Source organism: Amycolatopsis eburnea (assembly GCF_003937945.1).
GTDB lineage: Bacteria > Actinomycetota > Actinomycetes > Mycobacteriales > Pseudonocardiaceae > Amycolatopsis > Amycolatopsis eburnea.
The window spans coordinates 79759-101420 of record NZ_RSEC01000059.1 but is presented as its reverse complement, the minus strand read 5'-3'; the positions used below and the strand labels follow the sequence as shown (position 1 = coordinate 101420).

The 21662-nt window shown below is 73.5% G+C and carries 24 protein-coding genes; 10 read left to right on the top strand and 14 right to left on the bottom strand.

From position 1 onward, the window contains the following. The first annotated feature begins 4 nt into the window (after positions 1-4). Positions 5-418, top strand: a complete 414-nt coding sequence (locus EIY87_RS32490) for a hypothetical protein (protein WP_125313736.1) — start codon at positions 5-7, stop codon at positions 416-418. Positions 419-422: 4 nt separating this feature from the next. Beyond that, on the top strand, positions 423-731 hold the full coding sequence (locus EIY87_RS32485; protein ID WP_125313735.1) for a protease inhibitor I42 family protein: 309 nt from the start codon (positions 423-425) through the stop codon (positions 729-731). On the opposite strand, the gene EIY87_RS32480 is transcribed toward EIY87_RS32485, so the two are convergent. Beyond that, positions 728-1051 carry an STAS domain-containing protein gene (locus EIY87_RS32480; RefSeq protein WP_158641396.1) on the bottom strand — a complete coding sequence of 108 codons (324 nt, stop codon included), beginning with the start codon at positions 1049-1051 and terminating at the stop codon, positions 728-730. The genes EIY87_RS32485 and EIY87_RS32480 overlap by 4 nt on opposite strands. Positions 1052-1300: 249 nt before the next feature. Here EIY87_RS32480 and EIY87_RS32475 point away from each other — a divergent pair, with 249 nt between their 5' ends. Continuing rightward, positions 1301-2509, top strand: coding sequence for a glycosyltransferase (locus EIY87_RS32475; protein WP_125313733.1), 1209 nt, complete (start codon positions 1301-1303; stop codon positions 2507-2509). A gap of 145 nt (positions 2510-2654) precedes the next feature. On the opposite strand, the gene EIY87_RS32470 is transcribed toward EIY87_RS32475, so the two are convergent. Genes EIY87_RS32470 through EIY87_RS32445 form a run of 6 tightly spaced genes read right to left on the bottom strand, consistent with a single transcriptional unit; the run spans position 2655 to position 6654 of the window. Further along, positions 2655-3392 carry an SIR2 family NAD-dependent protein deacylase gene (locus EIY87_RS32470; protein WP_125313732.1) on the bottom strand — a complete coding sequence of 246 codons (738 nt, stop codon included), beginning with the start codon at positions 3390-3392 and terminating at the stop codon, positions 2655-2657. A 41-nt stretch (positions 3393-3433) separates the two neighbouring features. Further along, a complete protein-coding gene (locus EIY87_RS32465; RefSeq protein ID WP_225440166.1) occupies positions 3434-3628 on the bottom strand; it encodes a ferredoxin in 195 nt (64 codons plus the stop codon). Next, positions 3625-4752 carry an NADH-ubiquinone oxidoreductase-F iron-sulfur binding region domain-containing protein gene (locus EIY87_RS32460; protein ID WP_125313730.1) on the bottom strand — a complete coding sequence of 376 codons (1128 nt, stop codon included), beginning with the start codon at positions 4750-4752 and terminating at the stop codon, positions 3625-3627. The genes EIY87_RS32465 and EIY87_RS32460 overlap by 4 nt, the downstream gene beginning before the upstream one ends. After that, the gene (locus EIY87_RS32455; protein ID WP_125313729.1) at positions 4749-5318 is read right to left on the bottom strand and encodes a ferric reductase-like transmembrane domain-containing protein; all 570 of its coding nucleotides are present in this window, start codon (positions 5316-5318) and stop codon (positions 4749-4751) included. Before EIY87_RS32455 ends, EIY87_RS32460 begins: the two co-directional genes overlap by 4 nt. Beyond that, positions 5315-6400, bottom strand: coding sequence for an FAD:protein FMN transferase (locus EIY87_RS32450; RefSeq protein WP_125314285.1), 1086 nt, complete (start codon positions 6398-6400; stop codon positions 5315-5317). Before EIY87_RS32450 ends, EIY87_RS32455 begins: the two co-directional genes overlap by 4 nt. Before the next feature lie 5 nt (positions 6401-6405). Continuing rightward, the gene (locus EIY87_RS32445) at positions 6406-6654 is read right to left on the bottom strand and encodes a hypothetical protein (RefSeq protein WP_125313728.1); all 249 of its coding nucleotides are present in this window, start codon (positions 6652-6654) and stop codon (positions 6406-6408) included. A gap of 236 nt (positions 6655-6890) precedes the next feature. Here EIY87_RS32445 and EIY87_RS32440 point away from each other — a divergent pair, with 236 nt between their 5' ends. The 3 genes from EIY87_RS32440 to EIY87_RS32430 are packed head-to-tail and all read left to right on the top strand — an operon-like array spanning position 6891 to position 9990. Then, on the top strand, positions 6891-7763 hold the full coding sequence (locus tag EIY87_RS32440) for an alkaline phosphatase family protein (RefSeq protein WP_125313727.1): 873 nt from the start codon (positions 6891-6893) through the stop codon (positions 7761-7763). A 5-nt stretch (positions 7764-7768) separates the two neighbouring features. Further along, positions 7769-9013, top strand: coding sequence for an MFS transporter (locus tag EIY87_RS32435; RefSeq protein WP_191984356.1), 1245 nt, complete (start codon positions 7769-7771; stop codon positions 9011-9013). Beyond that, on the top strand, positions 9010-9990 hold the full coding sequence (locus tag EIY87_RS32430; RefSeq protein ID WP_125313726.1) for a TolB-like translocation protein: 981 nt from the start codon (positions 9010-9012) through the stop codon (positions 9988-9990). Before EIY87_RS32435 ends, EIY87_RS32430 begins: the two co-directional genes overlap by 4 nt. Before the next feature lie 3 nt (positions 9991-9993). Here EIY87_RS32430 and EIY87_RS32425 read toward each other — a convergent pair whose 3' ends face one another. After that, positions 9994-10380 carry a hypothetical protein gene (locus EIY87_RS32425; protein ID WP_225440165.1) on the bottom strand — a complete coding sequence of 129 codons (387 nt, stop codon included), beginning with the start codon at positions 10378-10380 and terminating at the stop codon, positions 9994-9996. 320 nt (positions 10381-10700) lie between these two features. On the opposite strand from EIY87_RS32425, the gene EIY87_RS32420 reads away from it, so the two are divergent. After that, positions 10701-11657 (top strand): glycoside hydrolase family 6 protein, encoded by a 957-nt coding sequence (locus EIY87_RS32420; protein ID WP_125313724.1) that lies wholly within the window; start codon positions 10701-10703, stop codon positions 11655-11657. 96 nt (positions 11658-11753) lie between these two features. On the opposite strand, the gene EIY87_RS32415 is transcribed toward EIY87_RS32420, so the two are convergent. Continuing rightward, on the bottom strand, positions 11754-13082 hold the full coding sequence (locus tag EIY87_RS32415; protein WP_191984387.1) for a 3-hydroxybutyrate oligomer hydrolase family protein: 1329 nt from the start codon (positions 13080-13082) through the stop codon (positions 11754-11756). A 192-nt stretch (positions 13083-13274) separates the two neighbouring features. Here EIY87_RS32415 and EIY87_RS32410 point away from each other — a divergent pair, with 192 nt between their 5' ends. After that, positions 13275-14483, top strand: a complete 1209-nt coding sequence (locus EIY87_RS32410; RefSeq protein ID WP_125313723.1) for an extracellular catalytic domain type 1 short-chain-length polyhydroxyalkanoate depolymerase — start codon at positions 13275-13277, stop codon at positions 14481-14483. Here EIY87_RS32410 and EIY87_RS32405 read toward each other — a convergent pair. Continuing rightward, a complete protein-coding gene (locus tag EIY87_RS32405) occupies positions 14445-15014 on the bottom strand; it encodes a TetR/AcrR family transcriptional regulator (protein ID WP_158641395.1) in 570 nt (189 codons plus the stop codon). The genes EIY87_RS32410 and EIY87_RS32405 overlap by 39 nt on opposite strands. 39 nt (positions 15015-15053) lie before the next feature. Here EIY87_RS32405 and EIY87_RS32400 point away from each other — a divergent pair, with 39 nt between their 5' ends. Then, complete coding sequence (locus EIY87_RS32400) at positions 15054-15953, top strand: NADP-dependent oxidoreductase (RefSeq protein WP_125313721.1); 900 nt, start codon at positions 15054-15056, stop codon at positions 15951-15953. Here the strand turns inward: EIY87_RS32400 and EIY87_RS32395 are convergent. The 4 genes from EIY87_RS32395 to EIY87_RS32380 form a co-directional block, all read right to left on the bottom strand. Continuing rightward, positions 15950-17821 carry a helix-turn-helix domain-containing protein gene (locus EIY87_RS32395; RefSeq protein WP_125313720.1) on the bottom strand — a complete coding sequence of 624 codons (1872 nt, stop codon included), beginning with the start codon at positions 17819-17821 and terminating at the stop codon, positions 15950-15952. The genes EIY87_RS32400 and EIY87_RS32395 overlap by 4 nt on opposite strands. Before the next feature lies 1 nt (position 17822). Beyond that, entirely contained in the window at positions 17823-19151 is a 1329-nt protein-coding gene (locus EIY87_RS32390) for an MFS transporter (protein WP_125313719.1), read from the bottom strand. 34 nt (positions 19152-19185) lie between these two features. Then, complete coding sequence (locus EIY87_RS32385) at positions 19186-19935, bottom strand: 3-hydroxybutyrate dehydrogenase (protein ID WP_125313718.1); 750 nt, start codon at positions 19933-19935, stop codon at positions 19186-19188. Between the two features lie 89 nt (positions 19936-20024). Further along, positions 20025-20411: a VOC family protein gene (locus EIY87_RS32380; RefSeq protein ID WP_125313717.1), complete on the bottom strand. Its 387-nt coding sequence runs from the start codon at positions 20409-20411 to the stop codon at positions 20025-20027. 84 nt (positions 20412-20495) lie between these two features. Here EIY87_RS32380 and EIY87_RS32375 point away from each other — a divergent pair, with 84 nt between their 5' ends. Then, positions 20496-21425: a helix-turn-helix transcriptional regulator gene (locus EIY87_RS32375; RefSeq protein ID WP_125313716.1), complete on the top strand. Its 930-nt coding sequence runs from the start codon at positions 20496-20498 to the stop codon at positions 21423-21425. Positions 21426-21662 lie beyond the last annotated feature (237 nt).

Genomic DNA, 21662 nt, shown 5'->3' with positions numbered 1-21662 from the left:
CGCGATGGCCGCATCGACCAGCCCGTCCAGCGCTCCGGCGGCAGTGGCCCCCGCCGCCAGCCCGGACAACGCGCCCCAGCCCCTCACCCCCGACCAGCTGCACGCGGCGACGGCCACCGTCACCGCCGAGCCGGCCGTCGAACCCGTGCTGAGCCCGCCGGGTGCCCCGCAGGCCGCCGCCCCGGTGACCACCGCCGCGGCCTGGCAGTCGAACAAGAAGGTGCTCGCCCTCTGGACGAACAACGCCGACCGCAACGGGTACGCCTTCGTCGACGGCGTCGGCTGGAAGCGCCTCGCGACGAACAGCGACAGCGTGCACGAAGCGCTGTTGATGCTCGCCACGTCGGCGAAACTCGCCGGCTCGGTCACCTACCCGGAGGCCACCGACGGCCGGATCCACGAGATCTACCTCTGGTGAACCCGTGCGGGTGATCACGCTCGAAGCCGACGGCGCGGCGGCGGACGTCGCGCCCGGCGAACGGCTGGAGCTGCGGCTGCCCGAGAACGCGGGCACCGGCTACCAGTGGGTGCTCGACGGCCCGGAACCGCCGCTGCGAGTGGTCGAAGAGACCCTCCACCCGGTGGCGGACCGGGCCGGCGGCACCGGCGAGCACCGGTTCGTCCTGCACGCGGACGCACCGGGTGAGACGACGCTCGTGGCCCGGCACGCGCGGCCGTGGGCGCCGGAGAGCGAGCTGCGCCGCTTCCGGCTCACCGTCCGGGTCCGCTAACCCGCGTCCTGCCAGGGCTCGAAGCTGCGCAGGAGCAGCCTGACCTGGGCGGGATCGGTGATGACGGCTTCGACGCCGCGCGGCATCGCGATGATCAGCTGGGTCTCGCGGGCGGCGCAGCCCGCCGCCGTCGCGGCCAGGACCGCGATGCCGCCGCCGTCGACCGCCGTCGCCTGCACGAGGTCGACGACCACCCGGCGGACCTGCGCGGCGAAGGCGTCTTCGACCGCCTGGTGGTAGGTGGGGGCCAAACCGCCGTCGAAGACCCCGTCGACGGACAAGATGACCTCGTCTCCGAGGAGAACGCTGCGAAGTGTCATCCTGACCTCCTGCCGACCGGGTTTTTCCTCACCGGGTCCGGGTTCGGTCATCAAAGGTTACGTCAGGACCCCGGGTCAGGCAGGCTGAGCGGACCGGGAGAGCACACCGGAAGCAGCACGATCGGGAGTCGAAGAGGACACGCGGTCCCTCTCCCCATTTCACTGTATAGCGCACCCCGGGGCTTGCGGCAAGGCCCGGGCAGGGGTTCACAATTCGGGCTCACCATTTTCCGATGAGGGGAATTCTCCATGCGTGTGCTGCTGTCCACGATCGGCTCGCGGGGCGAGGTGCAGCCGGTGGTGGCGCTGGCCTCGGAGCTGAGAGCGCTCGGGCAGGACGTCCGGCTGTGCGTGCCGCCCGACTTCCGCGACCGGCTCGACGAACTCGGTTTCGACGTCGTGCCGATCGGCCCGAGCCTGCGCGGAACCGCTGCGGCGCACCGGGTTCCGCCGACGCCGGACCAGATCCGCAAGGCGGCCGAGGACACCGTGACTACCCAGTTCGAGACGATCGGCGCGGCGGCGGAGGGCTGCGACGTCCTGGTCGCCGCCGGTGCCCTGCAGTTCGCCGCCCGCTCGATCGCCGAGCGGCGCGGCGCCGCCTACGTGTACGCGGGTTTCTGCCCGATCACCCTGCCGTCGGATCTGCACGCGCCGCCGCCGATGCCGTGGCGGTCGCCCGGAAAGGCGGAAAACCGCGACCTTTGGGCCGAAGACGCGGACCGCTGGAACACATTCTTCGGCAGGCGCGTCAACGAGCTCCGCGCGGCGGCCGGCCAGCCACCCGTCGCGGACCTGCCGTCGCACGTGTTCTCCGGCCGGCCCTGGCTGGCGGCCGACGCGGCACTGGCCCCGTGGCCCCAGCCGGGCGACGCCCACCTCGTCCAGACGGGCGCGTGGCTCTGGCCGGACGAGCGGCCGCTGCCGCCCGGGCTGGCGGAGTTCCTGGACGCGGGCGAGCCACCGGTGTACTTCGGGTTCGGCAGCATGCGCGCGCCGGACGGGCTCGCCGACGCGATGCTGGCGTCGGCCCGCGCGCACGGCCGCCGCGCGGTCATCGCCCGCGGCTGGGCCGACCTCGCGACGACCGCCGAGCACCCGGACTGCTTCGGCGTCGGCGAGGTCAACCAGCAGGCCCTGTTCCGCCGCGTGGCAGCGGTCGTCCACCACGGCGGCGCGGGCACGACGACCGCGGCGGCGCGCGCGGGCGCGCCCCAGGTGGTGGTGCCGCAGATGTACGACCAGCACTACTTCGCCGGGCGGGTTGCGTCCCTGGGCATCGGGTCGGCGACGGAACCGGGTGTACCGACGGCTGCGGCGCTGACTTCGGCGCTGGAGGTCGCGCTGCGGCCGGAGGTGGCCGAGCGGGCCCGGCGGTTCGCGGGCGAAGTCCGCGCCGACGGAGCGAGCGTCGCGGCGAGCCACCTACTCGCCACCGCGCCGCTGACGTCCGCCTGAGAAACGCCGACGGCCCCGGGCGCGTCGCACCCCGAGGTGACCACCCGGGCGCCGCGGTTCGCGGGCGAAGTCCGCGCCGACGGGACCAGCGTCGCGGCGAGCCACCTACTCGCCACCGCGCCGCTGACGTCCGCCTGACCAGCACTCAGGCCGCGAGGGCGGCGCAGAGTTCCGGCACCACGACGTCGATGTCGCCGCGCAGCACGAGCGTGGCGGTCTCGTCGTACGGGGTCGGGTCGCGGTTGACGATCACCACCGTCGCCCCGGCCTGCGCGGCCACCGCGCACAGCGACGCGGCGGGCTCCACCTGGAGCGAGCTGCCCACGGCGAGGAAGACCTCGCTCGCCGCCGCGACGTTGCGCGCGTGGCCGAGCACGTCGGCGTCCAGCGTCTGTCCGAAGAGGACGATGTCGGGCTGCAGGATCCCGTCGCAGCGGGAACACCGCGGGTCTTCCTCGCCGCGCGCCAGCACTTCGGGGGTCGGGAGCCGTTCCGGGCAGCGGGTGCACCGCGTGGTGTGCATGCTGCCGTGGAGCTCGAGGACCTTGCGCGCGGCGAGCCCGGCCCGCTGGTGCAGGCCGTCGACGTTCTGGGTGAGCACGCGCACGGCGGTGCCCGCGCGGTCGAGGTCGGCCAGCGCGCGGTGCGCCGCGTTCGGCTCGGCCCGCCAGGCGGCGTGGCCGGTGTAGCTGCGCCAGAACTCCTTGCGCACCACCGCATCGGCCATGAAGTTCGTCAGCGTGAAGGCGTTGACGGCACTCGGCGACCGGGTCCAGACGCCGTCGGGCCCGCGGTAGTCGGGGATGCCCGACGCCGTCGAGATCCCGGCGCCGGTGAGCACACCGACGAGCCGGGCGCCGCGCAGCAGGTCGTAGTGGTCCATGGAGCGGAGGTTAGCCACCGGGCGGTGATCCGACGAGCGGATTACGCCTTCCGCAGCCGCAACGCCAATGCCGGGCAGGCGTTCGCCGCGCGCCGGGCCTCTGCCGCCAGTTCCGGGGGCAGCGGTCCCTTCGCCAGCACCGGGTACCCCCATTCGTCCAGCCGGACGACCTCCGGCAGCAGGTCCGCGCACAGCCCGTGCGCGCGGCAGCCGATCGGGTCCACCGAGAGCTTCACGCCACTCCCTCCAGCACCCGGCACCGGCCCGCGGCCTGGTGCGTGGTCACGTCCGCGCCGAACACGCGCAACGCGCTCGCCGCCAGCCGGGCCGCGCCGTCCGGGTGGGCGCACGCGCCGCGGCCGCTCAGCAACGGCAGGCGGTGGGCCAGTCTCGCCGCCGGGCCGCCCCGCACCAGCTCCGCGAAGTCCGCCGCGATCGACGGCAGGCCGAACATGCACGGGCCGCACTGCCGGGCCGACTCCGCCGCGAGGAACGCCAGCACCTTCGCCGTGTACTCGAGCCCGCACGCCCTCGCGGGCAATGCGTATACCGCCGGGATGCCGGACAGCCCGAGCCGCAGGTCGGCCGTCCAGTTCCCGCCGTAGCCGCCGACGAGCACCGCCTGCACCGGCTCGGTTTCGCCGCCGGCCGCTGCCAGCACCGCGGCCAGGGACGGTCCCGCCGGGAGCTCGACGACGCCCGGGTTGCGCACCGCGCCGGTCACCGTGACCAGGTCCGTGCGCGCTGCGCGGTAGTGGTGCGGGCCGAGTAGCACCACCGAAGCGAGCTGCGCCAGGGTCTCGACGTTGTCCACCAGCGTCGGCCGACCGCGCACCCCGCGCTCGGCGGGCCGCGGCTCCTTGCCGAGCGGCCGCGCGTCGCCGGACGTCAGGTAGTGCACGAGCGCGCTCTCCTCGCTGGCGACGTACCGGCGCGGGACCTCCGCGATCCGCACCGGCACGCGGTCGTCGCGCTCGGCCAGCGCCGCGGTGACGCTCGGCAGCACCGGGCTTCCCGCGTGCACGCACAGCACGGTTTCGGTGGCGCCGACGGCGTGCGCGGCGAGCTGCAGGCCGTCCAGCACGAGGTGCGGCGCCAAGGTCAGCAGCGCGGCGTCCTTCCGGCTGAGCGGGTCGCCTTCGCAGCCGTTCGCGACGACGATCGAGCGGCGCGCCCGGACCGCGCGCAGCTTCACCGCCGTCGGGAAGCCACCGCCGCCCCGGCCACGCAGTCCGGCCGCCTCGACGGCGTCCACCAGCCGGTCGCGGCCGTCGTCACCGTGGTAGGCGACCCACGGCAGAACGCCGTTGTGGCGCCGGTGACCGGCCAGGTCGAGCCGGTGCGGGGGCAGGATGCTCATCGGGTGCCTCCCAGCGGCGAGAGCTTGCGGGTTTCGGTGTCGGCGTGCCGCACGCCGGCGCGGTACGCGACGGCGCCGAGCACGGCCACGGCGCACACCACGTCGAGCGCGATGATCCAGCCGCGCGCGGCGTCGTCCTCGGCCATGCCGATGCCGTGCACCAGCGCGACCGGCCAGCACAGGTAGGCCAGCCAGTGCACGGCGCGCCACACCCGCGCGGGCAAGCGCGTCCGCACCAGGCTGGTCACGACGATCGCGAGCAGCAGGTCGATCGCGACGGCGCCGAGCCCCACCCAGAACGGCTGGTAGCCCGCGCCGAACGGGAGCACGACGTCGAGCCAGCTCAGCGGGACGTAGCCGTCGAGGAGCGCCGTCGCGATGTGCGCGGCGAGGAAGGCGAGGCTGGTCAGCGCGAGGTTCCGGTGCACCGCGGCGACGGCGAACCGCGGCCACGACGGCGTCGCGAACCGGCCGGCGCCGAGCGCGCCGAGCACGACGACGCCGGTGAACAGCACGAGGGACACGAGCCCGGTCGCGCGGCTGAAGTACCAGACGGCGGCGCTCACGACGGCCACCCCGCGGTGGTGACGACGTCGCCGCCGACCCCGACGAGCCGCGCGGGGAGCCGCCGCCGCGCGAGCCAGTCCGGCGCGCTGGACCCGAGGACGATCGCCGCGGTGGCCGCGGTGTTGGCGTCCACAGTGGACTTGGCCGCGACGGTCACGGTGCGCCAGCGGGCTTCCGGCACGTCCCCGGTGCGCGGGTCGACGATGTGGTGCACCGTGCGGCCGCCGCGCCGCCAGCGCCGCCGGGTGGTTCCGGAGGTGGCCAAGGCGAAGTCGCGGTGCAGCGCGACGGTGGCGTCGGGGCGGTCGACGGCCCCGGCGTGGTCGTCGCCGAGCGCGACCTGCCAACCCCCGTCCGGCCCGCGACCGGCGGCACGCAGGTCCCCGCCGAGGTTGACGAGCGCACCGCAGCCGACGACGGAGTGGATCCGCCGTGCGGCCCGGTCGGCGGCGAGGGCTTTCGCAGTGGCGCCGAGGTCGAGGCGAATGCCGCGGGGCAGGACGACGAGGCGCTGCACGGGATCGAAGAGGACGCGGTGCCAGCCGGGCGCGGGAACCGGCGGGACCGTGGTGGGTTCACCAGGCGGCGCCACAACGTAAGGTCCGCCCCGGCTGACTTGAAATGCCGTTAAGGCCACCTTACGGGCGTCTGACGCCCGTAAGGTGGCCTTAACGGCAGCCGTGAGGTCGGGGCGAGCCGCCGCGTGGGAACCGGGGCCGGGCGCTTGTCCGGTCGCGGCGGAATCGCCGTCGTCCGGTGCTGAGGCAGCCACCTCGGCGAAGTCGCGGTCGTAACCCAGCTCCCGCACCGCCGAACCCACCGTCGGGTCGACCAGCCCGTCACTCACCCGGGCCGCCCGCAGCGCCACGCCCAGCGCCTCCGCCAGCAACGCGCCCACCCGGACCTGCTTGCCCGCCTGCTCGTGCAGCCGCGAGATCTCCGAATCCGCCCGGAACCGGCTGCACGCCAGATCGATCGCCGCCAGCTCCTCGTGCAGCAGCTCCGCCGCCGCACTGAGCCGGGCCGGGTCCGTGACCAGTACCTCCGCCGTCGTGCCCAGGGCGGGGAACGCCGTCGACACGGGGGTCACGAGGCACCCGAACCCGTGTGCGCGGAGCCGGAGCCCGAGCCCAGGCCGCTGTCCGGGGCCTGGAGCTGGTCCTGGTCACCGGTGGTCGTCGTGTTCTGCACGGTGTCCGCGTTCGCCGACGACAGGCCGAAGCCGATCGCGCCGGCGGCGGCCGCGCCCAGCAGGGCGGCCGCCGCGGTGGCCAGGGCGGCCTTGCGGCGGCCCCGTTCCCGGTGAGCGGTCCTGTTCGCCGTCGTGTGGTCCATGCGACCGAGTTTCGGCGCGGTTCCTTTGAACGAGCTGGGAGCGACCTGTCAACTCCCTGACCGGCCATTGTGGACACCTACCAAAGGAGGTTGACACCGGAAAGCCATTAACCCACTCTTTCCGTTGTCCGCCGAAGGTTTCCAGGTGTTCACCAACCGGACCACGACACGGCACGCAGCAGCCCTCCGGCGTGAGCATCATGAGGCGCCCGCACCCACCACACGCTGGAGGACCCATGATCCGCAAGCGGATCGTCGCCGTGTTCGCCGCCGCCGCGCTCGTCACGGCAGGCGCCGCCACGGCCGCGGTCGTCACCCGGACGGAGGAGCCCGCCGTGCAGCCCGCCGCGGCGGCCGTCCCGGCGTTCGACCACATCGTCCTGGTGATGTTCGAGAACAAGAAGTACTCCTCGATCAACGGCAGTTCCAGCGCGCCCTACTTCAACACCCTCGCCTCGCAGAGCGCGAAGTTCACGAACTCCTTCGCGATCACCCACCCGAGCCAGCCCAACTACGTCGCCCTTTTCTCGGGCGCGACGCAGGGCATCACCGACGACAGCTGCCCCGCGAACCTCGGCGCGAAGGCCAACCTCGGCCAGCAGCTGATCGGCGCGGGCAAGACGTTCAAGGGCTACTCCGAAGCGATGCCGTCCGACGGCTACACCGGCTGCTCCAGCGGCACCTACCGCCGCAAGCACAACAGCTGGGTCGACTTCTCGAACGTCCCGGCCGCCAGCAATGTCCGGTTCTCGACCTTCCCGACCGATTTCACCCAGCTGCCGACGGTTTCGTTCGTCACCCCCGATATGTGTTCCGACATGCACGATTGCAGCATCAGCACCGGAGACACCTGGCTGAAGAACCACCTCGACGCCTACGCGCAGTGGGCCAAGACGCACAACAGCCTGCTGATCACCACCTTCGACGAGGACAGCGGCACGTCGGTCAACCAGATCTTCACCAGCTTCACCGGCGCGCACGTCAAGGTCGGCAGCTACAGCGAATCGATCAACCACTACACCGTGCTGCGCACGATCGAGGCGTCCTACGGCCTGCCCGGCATCGGCGGCGCCGCGAGCAAGTCGCCGATCCTCGACGTCTGGCAGTAGCCCGCGTGTACCTCTCCACCATCGGCCGCCGAGAGCACGCCGCGAAGGGCAAGCTCTCGGCGGTCGGCGCGAACGTCTTCGCGCTCGGCGCGGTCAGCCTGGTCACCGACGTCTCCTCGGAGATGGTCACCGCGATCCTGCCGGTCTACCTGGTGCTCGGCCTTCACCTGAGCCCCGCCGCGTACGGGCTGGTCGACGGCCTCTACACCGGTGCGACGGCGCTGCTGCGGATCGTCGGCGGATACGTCGCCGACCGGGTCCGGCGGCGCAAGGTCGTGGCCGGCGCGGGGTACGCGCTGTCCGCGGTGGCGAAGCTCGGCCTGCTCGCGGCCGGGGCGTCGGCGGCCGCGATCGGCGCGGTCATCACGCTCGACCGCACCGGCAAGGGCCTGCGGACCGCTCCGCGCGACGCGCTGATCACGTTGTCCGCGCCCGAACCGCTGCTCGGCCGGGCGTTCGGCGTGCACCGCGCGATGGACAGCGTCGGCGCGTTCGCCGGCCCGCTGGTCGCCCTCGCGGTGCTCGCCGCCGTCGGCGCCGCCGAGCCCGACGCCTTCGACGCCGTGTTCGTCGTCAGCTTCTGCATCGCCGCGATCGGCGTGCTGCTGCTGGTGCTGTTCGTCCGCGACCACCGCACGCCGAAAGCGGCCGCGAACCCCGTCACCCCGCGCGCGGCGGCGGCCCTGCTGCGCGGCAGCGGCGTGCGGCGGCTGCTGGTGGCGGCGTGCGTGCTCGGGCTGGCCACGGTCGGCGACGGGTTCGTCTACCTGCTGCTGCAGCACAAGGAAGACATCGCCACCGGCTGGTTCCCGCTGCTGGCGGTCGGCACCAACCTCAGCTACCTGCTGCTCGCCGCGCCGCTGGGCGCGCTGGCCGACCGGATCGGGCGGCTGCCCGTGGTGCTCGGCGGGTACGCCGCGCTCGCGGTCGTCTACCTGCTGCTGGCCGGACCGGTGTCCGGGTGGCCGCTGTTCGCGCTGGCGCTGGCGTTGTACGGCGCGTTCTACGCCGCGACCGACGGCGTGCTGATGGCGCTGGCCGGCCCGCTGCTGCCGGAGTCGTTGCGCACCACAGGAATCTCGCTGGTGCAGACCGTGCAGGCCCTCGCGTACTTCACCTCGTCCGTCCTCTTCGGACTGGCGTGGCAGTTCTGGGGCCCCGAGCTCGCGATCGGTGTCGCCGCGGGCGCGGCGGTCGTCGCGATCGGCGTGACGTTCGCCGTCCTCTCGCCCCGGAAGGTCACCGCATGAAGACCCGGATCCTGATCGCGATCGCCGGCGTGCTCGTGCTGGCCGGGGCCGCGGTCGCGTACGTCGGGTTCGCGAGCGCGCGCGGCCACGACGGCGCGACGACCGGCGCGGTCAGCCTCTCCCCCGGCCCGCGGCTGCTGTTCCGCAGCACGGCCGACGCCGACCGCGGGCACGTCGCCACCGTGTCCGTCACCGACCCGGGCGGCCCGCGGACGGTCTCGGCGCTGTCCTGCAGCCGGGTGTACGCCGCCGGCGGCACCGGGCTCTGCCTGCGTCCGGACGGCGACCTGACCACCTACCAGCTGGTGGAGCTCGACGCGCGGCTGACGTCCAAGCGGGAGATCCCGCTGGTCGGGCTGCCGAACCGGGCGCGGGTGTCGGCGGACGGGCGGATGCTCGCGTGGACCGTCTTCGTCACCGGGGATTCCTACAACGGCGGCATGTTCTCCACCCGCGCCGGCATCCTGGACACCACGACCGGCGACCTGGCCGGCACGCTCGAGGACTACGCGGTGACCCTCGACGGCAAGCCGTACCAGGCGGCCGACCTCAACTTCTGGGGCGTCACGTTCACCGCCGACGACCGCCACTTCTACGCGACGATGTCGTCGGCGGGCCACCGGTACCTCGTCGCGGGCGACTTCGCCGCGCACACGGTCCGCACGATCCGGGAAAACGTCGAATGCCCGTCGCTGTCCCCGGACGGCACGCGGGTGGCGTTCAAGGCCGCCGTGGACGGCGACCCGGCCCGCGGCTGGCGGCTGTCGGTGCTGGACCTCGCGGCGTCGAAGGTGACGCCGCTGGCGGAGACCCGCAGCGTCGACGACCAGCCGGCCTGGCTCGACGACCACACGATCGGCTACGGCGTGGCGCGGGCGCCGGGCCACTCCGACGTCTGGTCGGTCCCGGCGGACGGCACCGGCGCGCCCCGGCTGCTGATCCCGGAGGCGGAGTCGCCGGCCGCGCTCGGCTCGTAGCGGTCAGTCCAGCTTGCGGAGGCCGTCCAGGATGCGGCGCATGAGCTCGCCGTCCGGGGCCGCGAACGCCAGCTGCGGCGCAAGCACGCGGCCCGCCGGGGGCGGGGGCGGCAGGGTCCGGGGCACCCGCCACGGCAGCCCGTCCAGCGACGAGTCGCGGCCGGTCTGCCGCGGGATCGGCAGGGTCGGCAGCGCGATCGTGCCCGCCTCCGCCCGCCGGCGCGCCGACTGCTCGAAGCGCAGGCGGGCCTGGATGCCGGCCACGGTCCAGTCCGGCTCGTCGTCCGGCCGGCCGGGGACCCGGCGCGGGCGTCGTTCGAGGGTGATCGCCCAGGCCGCGGCGGCCAGCGCCGGGAGCAGCAGGCCGGCCACGATCGCGAGGCTGGGCATGTCCGCGGCCATCAGGCGGCCCCGGCGACGGGTAGAGGCATGGCGTTCACTTCCGGACGGACGGTTCTTCCGAAGCATGGCCGGCACCTGGCTATTCGACGTGAACGGATTTCGCGGACCCCGGAACCCCATCATGAACGAGGGGCGACACTGCCGCAAGCGGCCGAACGCCGGTCACCCATTCGGCAGTGTATTCGCAGGTCAGAACCAGTTTCGGGGTAGCCGGAAACAGCCCCTCACCCAGTAGTACGGACGCGCGGGGCAGCCGGTTCACTTTTGTTTTGTACAGCTCGTGTACACCCGCGCGGCAAGCTCGCGGAATGCGCATTTCGACCTGGCTCGTGGCCGCCGCGCTCGCGCTCACCGGCCTCGCCCCCGCGTCCCCGGCCCTCGCCGCGGACGGCAACCCCCTCGAAAAGACCAACGGCTTCTACGTCGACCCGGACTCCAACCCCGCGGTGTGGGTCCGCGACCACCCGGCCGACAGCCTCGCGGGCCCGATCAAGACGTCGATCGCGACCAAGCCGGGCGCCCGCTGGTTCGGCAACTGGAGCGGCGACATCCGCACCGCGGTCGACAAGTACACCTACGCCGCCGACGTCGCCGACAAGCTGCCGGTCCTGGTCGCCTACAACATCCCCGGCCGCGACTGCGGCGGCGAGTCGACCGGCGGCGCGGGCAGCCCGCAGGCCTACCGCGACTGGATCTCGGCGTTCGCCGACGGCATCGGCGGCAAGCCGGCGATCGTCGTGCTCGAGCCGGACGCGCTCGCCCAGCTCGACTGCCTGTCCGGCACCGCCCGCACGGACCGCGTCGACCTGCTGAAGTTCGCCGCGACGCAGTTCGCCCAGAAGGCGCCCAACACCTGGGCCTACATGGACGGCGGCAACGCGACCTGGATCCCGGCGGCCACGATGGCCTCGCGGCTGAAGCAGGTGGGCGTCCAGTCCATCCACGGCTTCGTGCTCAACGTGTCGAACTTCTACACGACGGCCGAGTCGACCACGTACGGCAAGGCGGTCGGCGCGGCCCTCGGCTACGCGGCCCCGTTCGTGGTCGACTCCAGCCGCAACGGCAACGGCCACGGCACCGACTCCGAGTGGTGCAACCCGCCGAAGCGCAAGCTGGGCGCGACGTCCCAGCTCGGCGGCGGCCCGGAGATGCAGCTGTGGATCAAGGTCCCGGGCGACTCCGACGGCAGCTGCGGCTACGGCACGGGCATCCCGGCGGGAACGTTCAGCCCGGTGCTCGCCAACCACCTGATCAACGGCGACTGACCAGAGCGCCCCAAGGTGGCCTTGGTTGCGTCTGACGCACCCAAGGTGGCCTTCGGTGCGTCAGACGCACCGAAGGCCACCTTGGGGCGCTTGGGGTCAGCTCAGGTCGCAGGAGGTCGCCAGCTCCGCCGGGGTCGCTCCGGCGGGGCGGGCGATCGTCGCCGACGCCGGGGGCCGCACCCCGCGCAGCCAGCCCGCCAGCGCGTCGAACGCCGTCCGGAAGCACGGGCCCAGCGGGCGCAGGCGGTCCGGGTACTGGTCGACCAGCCCGTCGACGTGGTTGCCGCCCTCGACGCGGTAGTAGCGGTGCAGCGCGCCGCGGCCCGCGTCGCGGATCATCGCGTCGTAGACGTCGGAGTCGCGGGTGATCGGCAGCAGCGTGTCCAGCGTGCCGTGCAGCGTCAGCAGCGGCTTGCCGATCCGGCCCGTCAGCGAGATCCGCTCCACCGCCCGCGCCACGGACGCGGGCCGGGACGCGTACGCGTAGTCCGCGTCACACGACGGCGTTCCCGAGGCGCAGAACGGGGTTCCGGCGGCGAGCGCGCCGTCGAACGACGGGTCGACCTCCTCGCGGTAGATCCGCTGGGTCAGGTCCCAGTAGACGCGGTAGTGGTAGTCCCACAGGAACTCCGACCCCGGCGCGAACCCGGCGTCCAAAATGGACTGGTGGGCCGCCGCGGAACCCGCCGCGTACGCCGGGTACGCCCGCAGAGCCGGCGGCAGGAACGTGAACAAGTTCGGTCCATCGGCACGCCACAGCGTTCCCTCCCAGTCGACGCCCCCGTCGTAGAGCCACGGCCGGTTCTCCAGCTGCCACCGCACCAGGTACCCGCCGTTGGACAGGCCGGCCGCGAGGGTCCGCGCGGGCGGGCGCCCGTAGTGGCGGGTCAGCGCGCCCTTCGCGGCGACCGTCAGCTGCGTGACGCGCGTGTTCCACTCCGCGAGCGCGTCGCCCGGCCGGACGCCGTCGGTGTAGAAGGCCGCGCCGGTGTTGCCCTTGTCGGTCGCGGCGAAGGCGTAACCCTCGGCCAGTGCCTGGTCGCCGATCGCGCGGTCGTTCGCATACTGGCGGCGCACGCCGGGTGCGCCGGCCACGACCAGGCCGCCGTTCCAGTGGTCGGGCATCCGCAGCACGAACTGGGCGTCGTGGTTCCAGCCGTGGTTCGCGTTCGACGTCGAGGAGTCCGGGAAGTACCCGTCGACCTGGACGCCGGGGACGCGGCCCGGCACCGGCAGCCCGGCCGACGTCAGCCCGGCCCAGTCGGCCTCGACGGTGTGCCCGGACGCGAGCGTGCCGGTCGTCGTCAGGTCGTCGAGGCACGCGGAGACGGACATCTGCGCGCCCGGCACGGCCACTTCGCAGCGCCCGGCCGAAGCCGACGCCGACGCGGGCAGCGCCGCCACGAGCGCACCCGCCACCACCAAGGTCAGCCAACCCCGCACGGTCCACCTCCGGTCTCGTCGATGGGACAGAACTCAAGCGCGTGCCCCGCCGGAGAGCCACCCCGCCGGTCACCATGAATCCGCTTGCCGATGTGGTGGACGGCCACATGGTCCGGACCCCCGGACCGGCTTAGCGTCGCTGGAAACCCTCTCAACGACGAGAAGGACTTCACCATGCGCAAGCTCGCCTTCGCCGGGCTGGCCGCGATCGCCGCCGCCGCCCTCACCACCACCGGCCTGGCCTCGGCCGCCGATCCCCCGGCCGCGTCCCTGGTCCAGGTGACGAATTTCGGCGCCAACCCCGGCGCACTCGCGATGTACACCTACACCCCCGCCGGGCTCGAAACCGGCCGTCCGGTCGTCGTCGCGCTGCACGGCTGCACGCAGAGCGCCGCGGACTACTACGCCCACTCGGGCTGGCCCGCGCTGGCCGACCGGTGGCGGTTCGAGGTGGTGTTCCCGCAGCAGTCGACCGCGAACAACTCGCTGAAGTGCTTCAACTGGTTCTCCACCGCCGACGACACCCGCGGCAACGGCGAGGCGGCGTCGGTGAAGTCCATGGTGGACAAGGCGGTCGCCGACCACGGCTCGGACACCTCCCGCGTCTTCGTGACCGGGCTGTCGGCGGGCGGCGGGATGACCGCGGACCTGCTCGCCGCGTACCCGGACGTCTTCGCCGGCGGCGGTATCAACGCCGGTTTGCCCGCCCAGTGCGCCACGAGCGTCACCGAAGCGACGAACTGCCAGCAGAACGACCAGCACCTGACCCCGGCGCAGTGGGCGGCGAAGGCCAAGGCGCAGTACCCCGGCTACGGCGGGCCGTGGCCGCGCGTCGCGATCTGGCAGGGCACCGGCGACTACACGGTCTACCCGGTCAACGGCACCGAGCTGCGGGACCAGTGGACGGCCGTGCACGGCGTTTCCCAGACGCCGTCGAGCACCCAGTCCCTGCCCGGCGGCACGACGCTGACGAACTACGCCGACAAGGTCCAGCTGTACTCCATCGCGGGCATGGGCCACGGCACCGCCGTCGACCCGGGCACCGGCACGACGCAGTGCGGCAGCACCGGCGCGTACTTCCTCGCCGGGATCTGCTCCAGCTACTACACCGGCGTGTTCTGGGGCCTGGACAAGGGATCCGGCTCGACGACGACGGCCGCGCCGCCGACCACCACCACCACCACCACGAGCACCACGCCGTCGGGGACGTGCGTGAACGCCAGCAACTACGCCCACACCCAAGCCGGGCGCGCGCACCAGAGCGGCGGCCAGACCTACGCGAACGGCTCGAACCAGGCCATGGGGCTGTGGAACACCTTCACGACGCACGCGCTGAAGGAGACGTCACCGGGTTACTGGGTGCTCGCCGACGGGCAGTGCTAGCAAGCCGGTCAGCAGCACCGCGGTCAGCCGGCGCGCCGCCGGGCCCGCCGACGGGATCGCCTGCAGCGCGACCCGGACGTCCTCGAGCGACACCCGGGGCCGGAGGACGCCGTCGGCGCGGGCCCGGTCGACCAGCCGCGCGAACGCTTCGGCGTGCGCGCGGCGCCGGCCGTCGAACTCCGGCCCGCCCATGGCCTCGGTGAGCCCGGGCTCCCGGACCCGCCACTCGCCGAAGCGGTGGAACGTCCGGGTCAGCGCGCGGCGGCTGTCCGGGTCGGCGAGCGCGGCCGCCAGCTCCCGCTCGCACCGGCCGGCCTGACCGGCGAGCACGGCCGCGAGGAGGTCGTCGCGCGACGGGAAGTGCCGGTGGAGCGTCGCCGGCGCCAGCCCCGCGCGCCGCGCGATCTCCCGCACCGGTACGTCCGGACCGCGCTCGGCGAACGCCGTGTGCGCCACGGCGACGAGGTGGCGGCGGTTGTGCTCGGCGTCGATCCGGCGTTTCCGAGTCTGGTGCTCCCGCACGGCTCTCACTTCCCGTTCCTCGCCCGTGATCACTCCTACCGTAGGCCCGTGTTCGCGATTCGGTTCGAGCGGTTCGGTCCGCCGGAAGTCCTGTCCAGGGGAGAACTCCCGGAGCCGCACCCCGGTCCGGGGCAGGTGCGGATCCGGGTGCGGGCGGCCGGGGTGTCCCCGGTCGACCTGGCGATCCGCGCCGGGAAGTCGCGGTCGCCGATCGTCCTGCCGCACGTCCCCGGCGTCGACGCGGCGGGCGTGGTCGACGAGTCGGCCGCCGACGGTGTCTCGGCCGGCGACGAGGTCTTCGGCGCGGTCGACGTCGCCCGGCTCGGCGGGGCCACCGCGGAGTTCGCCGTGCTGGACTTCTGGGCGGCGAAACCGCCGTCGATGCCGTGGGCGCAGGCCGCCGGGGCCGCGTCGGGGATCGAGACGGCCACCCGCGCCCTCGACCTGCTCGACGTCCGCCCCGGCTCGACCCTGCTGGTGGACGGCGCGTCCGGTGGGGTCGGCAGCCTCGCCGTCGGGCTGGCCCTCGCGCGCGGCGCGCGGGTGCTCGGTACCGCCGCGCCCGGCAACCAGGAATTCGTCGAAAGCCTCGGCGCCACCCCGGTGCCGTACGGGCCGGGCCTGCGCGACCGCGTGCCGGGCCGGGTCGACGCCGCGCTCGACGTCGCCGGGAAGGGTTCGGTGCCGGAGCTGGTCGCACTCACCGGCTCGCCGTCGTCGGTCGTCACGCTCGCCGACTTCGGCGGGCCAGCGCACGGCGTCCGCGTGTCGGTCGGTGCGCTGGGCGGCGAGCCGCACGGGCGGCACGGTCTCGCCGCGGCGGCGCGGTGGTTCGAAGCGGGCCGGTTCCGCGTCCCCGTCGAGGAAGTCTTCGAAGATGCCGCCGCCGCGCACGCCGCCGCCGAACGCGGGCCCCGGCGCGGCAAGCTGATCGTCGCGGTGTCCTAGGCGTCGCGGAGGCGGTGCAGGCGCAACGCCAGCTGGATCTCCAGGGCGCGGTCCGGCGCCTGCCAGTCCTCCCCGAGCAGCGACGCGACCCGCTCCAGCCGCTGCACCACGGTGTTCACGTGGACGTGCAGGACGTCCTTCGTGCGCGCGAGCTGGGACCCGTTCGCGAAGTACGCCCGCAGCGTCGCGACCAGCTCGGTGCCGCGGCGCCCGTCGTAGTCGAGGACCGGGCCGAGCGTCCGGCGGACGAACGCGTCGAGGTCCGCGCGGTCGCCGAGGAGCTGGCCGAGGAAGCCGAGCCCGGCCATCGCCGCGCCTTCGCCGGTCCGGCCGAGCGCGAGCAGGGCGCGGACGCAGCGCGCGGCTTCGGCGTGGGCGTCCGCGATGGCCGACGGGCCGCTCGCCGGGCCGGCCGCGCCCACCGTGACCGGGCGGCCGGTCGCCGCGCCGAGGTCGGCGGCCACGCGCCGGGCCAGCTCGTCCGGGTCACCCTCGCCGAGCAGCACGACCTCCTCCGCGTGCACGCCGACCAGGGTCGCGTGCCGGGCGGCCGCGCTCGCCACCCGCCGCCGCGAGCCGCCGTCGGCGTGCGCGACGAGCACCGCGTGCGGCGCCGACAGGTCGATGCCCAGCCGGCGGCCGCGGGCCAGCAGCGCGCGGGGGTTGCGGTCCGGCGCGGTCAGGAGGTCGGTGAGCAGCTCGCCGCGGACCTCGTCTTCGGCGCGCACCACCGATCGCCGGAGCATCAGCAGCAACGCCGTCACGACGCCGGCGCGTTCGAACAGCCGCCGGTCGGGCCCGGTGAGCCCGGCGCGGCCGGTCAGCACGAGGCTGCCGAGCAGCTCGGGGCCGGCCTGCACCGCGCACACCCAGCAGTCCTCAGTGGACACCGCGCGCCCGGCGGTGCGGGCCGCGGCGAGCGCGGCCGGGTCGAGCGCGACGGGATCGGCCGAACTGGCCAGGAGCGTGCCGTCGGCGTCGTACACCGTGAGGTCGCCGTGCAGCACGCCGGCGACGGCGTCGGCGACGTCCGGCAGGTCCCCGCCGCGCAGCACCAGGTCGGTGAGCCGGTCGTGGGCGTCCTCGGCGCGTTCCATCGCCTCGTTCTGCGCGCGGATCGTCGCGTTGGCCTCGTTGAGCTCGGCGACCGCGCGGCGCGTCTGGTCGAGGAGGTTCGCGCTGTCCAGCGCGATGGCCGCGTGGTCGGCCAGCGACGACAGCAGGGCCACTTCGTCCGCGGTGAACTCCCGCGTGGCGCGGTCGGAGGCGAAGAGCACGCCCAGCACCTTGGGGCCGATCGCGAGCGGGACGCCGAGGATCGCGGTCAGGCCTTCGTCCTTGACGCCGGAGTCGATGTGGCGGGTGTGCTTGAACCGCTCGTCGGTGAAGTAGTCCGAAGTCGCGTACGGCCGCGCGGTCTGCGCGACCAGCCCGCCGAGGCCCTCCCCCATGCCGAGCACGATCTGCTGGAACTCCGCCGACACCGACCCGTCGCTGACCCGGACGTAGGTCTTGTTCTCCGACTCGCGGTTCAGCGACAGGTAGGAGACGTCGACGCCGAGCAGGGCCCGCGCGCGGCGGACGATCGAGCGCAGCACGGTGTCCGGATCGGACAGGGCGGCGAGCTCGCTGGCGGTCTCGAACAACGCCGTGAGCTGGGCTTCGCGCCGCCGGTGTTCGGCGAGGGTTTCGCGGATCCGCAGCGCCAGCTCGCCCGCGCTGGCCAGCGCGGCCAGGTCGCCCGCGCCGAGGGTGCCTTCGGCGCGGGCGGCCACGACGACGTGCGCCAGCTGCTCGCTGCTCGCCCCGGAGGCGAGCAGGTCGAGCAGCCGGCGCAACGCGTCGGAAGGTGCGGTCACGGCGGTCATGCTAGGGCGAAACGGTCGCCTGTTCCGCCTCGACACTGCCGTCGTGCAGCGACTGGCCGCGGGTCTCGCGGGCCGCCAGCAGCGCGATCACGGTGAGCAGGCACATCCCGGCGACGTACAGCGACACCGGCACGGTGCTGCCCCAGGCCGAGAACAGCGCCACGGCGATCAGCGGCGCGACGGCCCCGGCGGCGATCGAGGACAGCTGGCCGCCGACCGACAGCCCGGTGTAGCGGACGCGGGTCGGGAACTGCTCGGCGAAGAACGCCGCCTGCGGGCCGTACATGGCGCCGTGCAGCACCAGCCCGACGGTGGCGGCCAGCACGATCACCGCCGACGACTTCGTGTCCAGCAGCGCGAAGAACGCGAAAGCCCACACGGCCATCCCGATCGCACCGAACAGGTAGACCGGGCGGCGGCCGACGCGGTCGGACAGCGCGCCCCAGACCGGGATGGTCACGAAGTGCACGGCCGAGCCGATCAGGACCGCGGTCAGGCCCATGCCCTTCGGCAGGTGCAGCCCGGTCGTGACGTACACGAGGATGAACGCGGTGAGCACGTAGTACGACACGTTCTCGGCCATCCGGGCGCCGATGGTGATCAACACTTCGCGCCAGTTGCGGCGGAAGACGTCGACGACGGGAACGTGCTTCTCCCCGCGGCTTTCGGCCTGCTCCTGCGCGGCGAGGAACACCGGCGACTCGGAGACGGCCAACCGGATCCACAGCCCGATCAGCAGCAGCACCGCCGAGAGCAGGAACGGGATCCGCCAGCCCCACGACAGGAACGTCGCGTCGGACTGCGTCGCGGACAGGATCGCCAGCACGGCGGTGGCCAGCAGGTTGCCGCCCGGCGCGCCGCACTGCGGCCAGCTCGCCCAGAACCCGCGGCGGCGGTCGTCGCCGTGCTCGGAGACGATCAGGACCGCGCCACCCCATTCGCCGCCGAGCGCGAAGCCCTGGACGAGGCGGAGCAGCGTCAGCAGCAAGGGAGCCGCGACCCCGGCGGAGGCGTACGTCGGCAGCACGCCCATGAGCGCGGTCGACCCGCCCATCAGCGACAGGCTCACGATGAGCAGCTTCTTCCGCCCGAGCCGGTCACCGAAGTGCCCGAACACCAGGCCGCCGACCGGCCGGGCGAGGAACCCGACCGCGTAGGTCAGGAACGCCAGCAGCGTGCCGGTGAGCGGGTCCGCCGTCGGGAAGAACAGCTTGTTGAACACCAGCGCGGCGGCCGAGGTGTAGAGGAAGAAGTCGTACCACTCGATGGTGGTGCCGATCAGGCTCGCGCCGACGATCTTGGCGATCGCCGACCGGTGGGGTTGGCTCACTGCGGGCTCCACTTCCTTGTGGTCGGGCGGGATTTCAGGCGGCGGTCCAGCCGCCGTCGAGCGGGATGGACGCCCCGGTGATGTGGCCGGCGCGCGGGGAGCACAGCCACACCACCAGGGAAGCGACGTCGTCGGGTTCGATGAGCTTCTTGATCGCGGCGCGCTTGAGCAGGACCTCGGCGACGACGTCCTCGCGCGGGATGTCGTGCTCGGCGGCCTGGGCGTCGATCTGGCCGTCGACCAGCGGCGTGCGGACGTACCCGGGGTTCACGCAGTTGCTGGTGACCCCGTGCGCGGCCCCTTCGAGGGCGGCGACCTTGGAGAGCCCTTCGAGCCCGTGCTTGGCGGCGACGTACGCGGCCTTGTACGGGGAAGCGCGCAGGCCGTGGACGCTGGACATGTTGACGATCCGGCCCCAGCCCTTGGCGTACATCGACGGGAGCGCGTGCCGGGTGAGCAGGAAGGGCGCGGTGAGCATCAGCGCCTGGATGCGGGCGAAGACGTCCGGCGGGAAGTCCTCGATCGGCGCGACGTGCTGGATGCCGGCGTTGTTGACGAGGATGTCGACCTCGGCGGGCAGCGCGCCGACGGCCGCGGGGTCGGTCAGGTCGGCGGCGTGCGCCCAGCCGCCGACCTCGGTGGCGGCGGCTTCGGCGCGTTCGGCGTCGACGTCGACGACGTGCACCTTGGCCCCGGCCGCGGCGAGCGCGCGGACGCAGGCGAGGCCGATGCCCCCGGCCCCGCCGGTCACGAGGGCGGTGCGCCCGTCCAGATCGCTGGTCATGGACGGGAACGGTAAGCGTGACCCGCGTCGCGGACCATGTGTGCGGCGGCTACAAGCCGGCAAGATCCGGTGGTGCCGCCGCACACCCCTCAGCGCGCCAGCATCGCCAGGTAGTGCGCGTTGGTCATCACGCCGAGGACGTTGCCGAACGGGTCGACGACCGACGCCGTGACGAAGCCCGGACCGCGCTCGGTGATCGGCTCGTGCTCCTTCGCGCCCAGCTCGTGGAGGCGGGCGACGGTCGCCTCGAGGTCGTCGACGTGCCAGTAGACGATCTCGCCGCTCGCCCCGCCGCGGCTCGCCGGGACGTACTTCCGGTCGATCAGCCCGAGCTCGTGCTGGTGGTCGCCGATGCGGAACTCGGCGTACCCGGGCCGCTGGAAGTACGGCTCGAGGCCGAGGAACTCGGCGTACCACTCCTTCGCGGCCTCGTGGTCGTCGGCGAAGTACGAAACGGTGGCCATTCCTCGCAGCATGGCTGCTCCTCTCAAGCGGTGTGGCGCCATCATGCGGAGTAAAAGTGCGCACCGAGTGAGCACTTTGTTTGCGACACTTCCCCCATGCGCGCCGACCGCCTCGTGGCCACGCTCCTGCTGATGCAGGCCCGCGGCCGCGTCACCGCGGGCGAGCTGGCCGAGGAGCTGGAGGTCTCGGTCGCCACCGCCCGCCGCGACCTCGAAGCCCTCTCTTCCGCCGGCGTGCCCGTCTACCCGCAGCCCGGCCGCGGTGGCGGCTGGCAGCTCGTCGGCGGCGCGCGCACCGACCTGTCCGGCTTGAGCGCCCGCGAAGCGCAGGCCCTGTTCCTCCTGGCCGGCCCGGCCGCGGCCGCCGCGCCGGAGGTCAAGTCGGCGCTGCGGAAGCTCATGGGCGCGCTGCCGGGCACGTTCCGGGCGGACGCCGAGGCGGCGGCGGACGCGGTCGTCGTCGACCAGGTGGGCTGGGGCGGGCGTCCGAAGGACCGGCCACCGACGGTCGAGCTGCTGCGGGACGCGGTCATCGCCCGCCGCCGGGTCCGGCTGACCTACACCGGGCGCGACCGCCTGGTCGACCCGTGGGGCCTGGTCGACAAGGACGACGTCTGGTACCTGGTCGCGGGCACGGAGCAGGGACGCCGGACGTTCCGCGTCGACCGGATCGCCGCCGCCGTCGTCACGGAGGAGCCGGCCGAGCGCCCGACGGACCTGGAGCTGGCGAAGGTGTGGGAGGAGGTCGTCGAGGAGGTCGAGAAGCGCCGGTCCCCGCTCACCGCGGACGTCGTGCTGGCCAAGCGCCACCTCGACGTCATGCGCGATCGGTTCGGGCGGCACTGCGAACTGGTGGCCGAGCTGCCGGACGACCGCGTGCGGGTGCGGGTCGCGGCGCCCGCGCCGATCATGATCGCGCAGGAGCTGGCGGGCTGGGGCGCGCTCGTCGACGTCGAGGGCCCGGCGTCGGTGCGGGCCGAGCTGGCCCGGCTGGGCGCCGAGCTGGTTGCCCGTTATGCCCGATAAGCCCGGACGGTTCCGAACACGGCCCGTATCGGGCCTGCTCACACCATTGCCGAGCCCATCGACCGGCCCTTGAACACCGTTTGCCCGCTATGCTCGGTGAACGCCGTTAATCGGTCCACTATGGACATTAGGATGACCTACTACGAGTGTCCGTTACTCACCGGTATCTGGCCGTTCGGAGTATCCGTGATCACCCGTTTGCTGTTACTGTGACGCCTCCGTGACCTGAACGTGTGT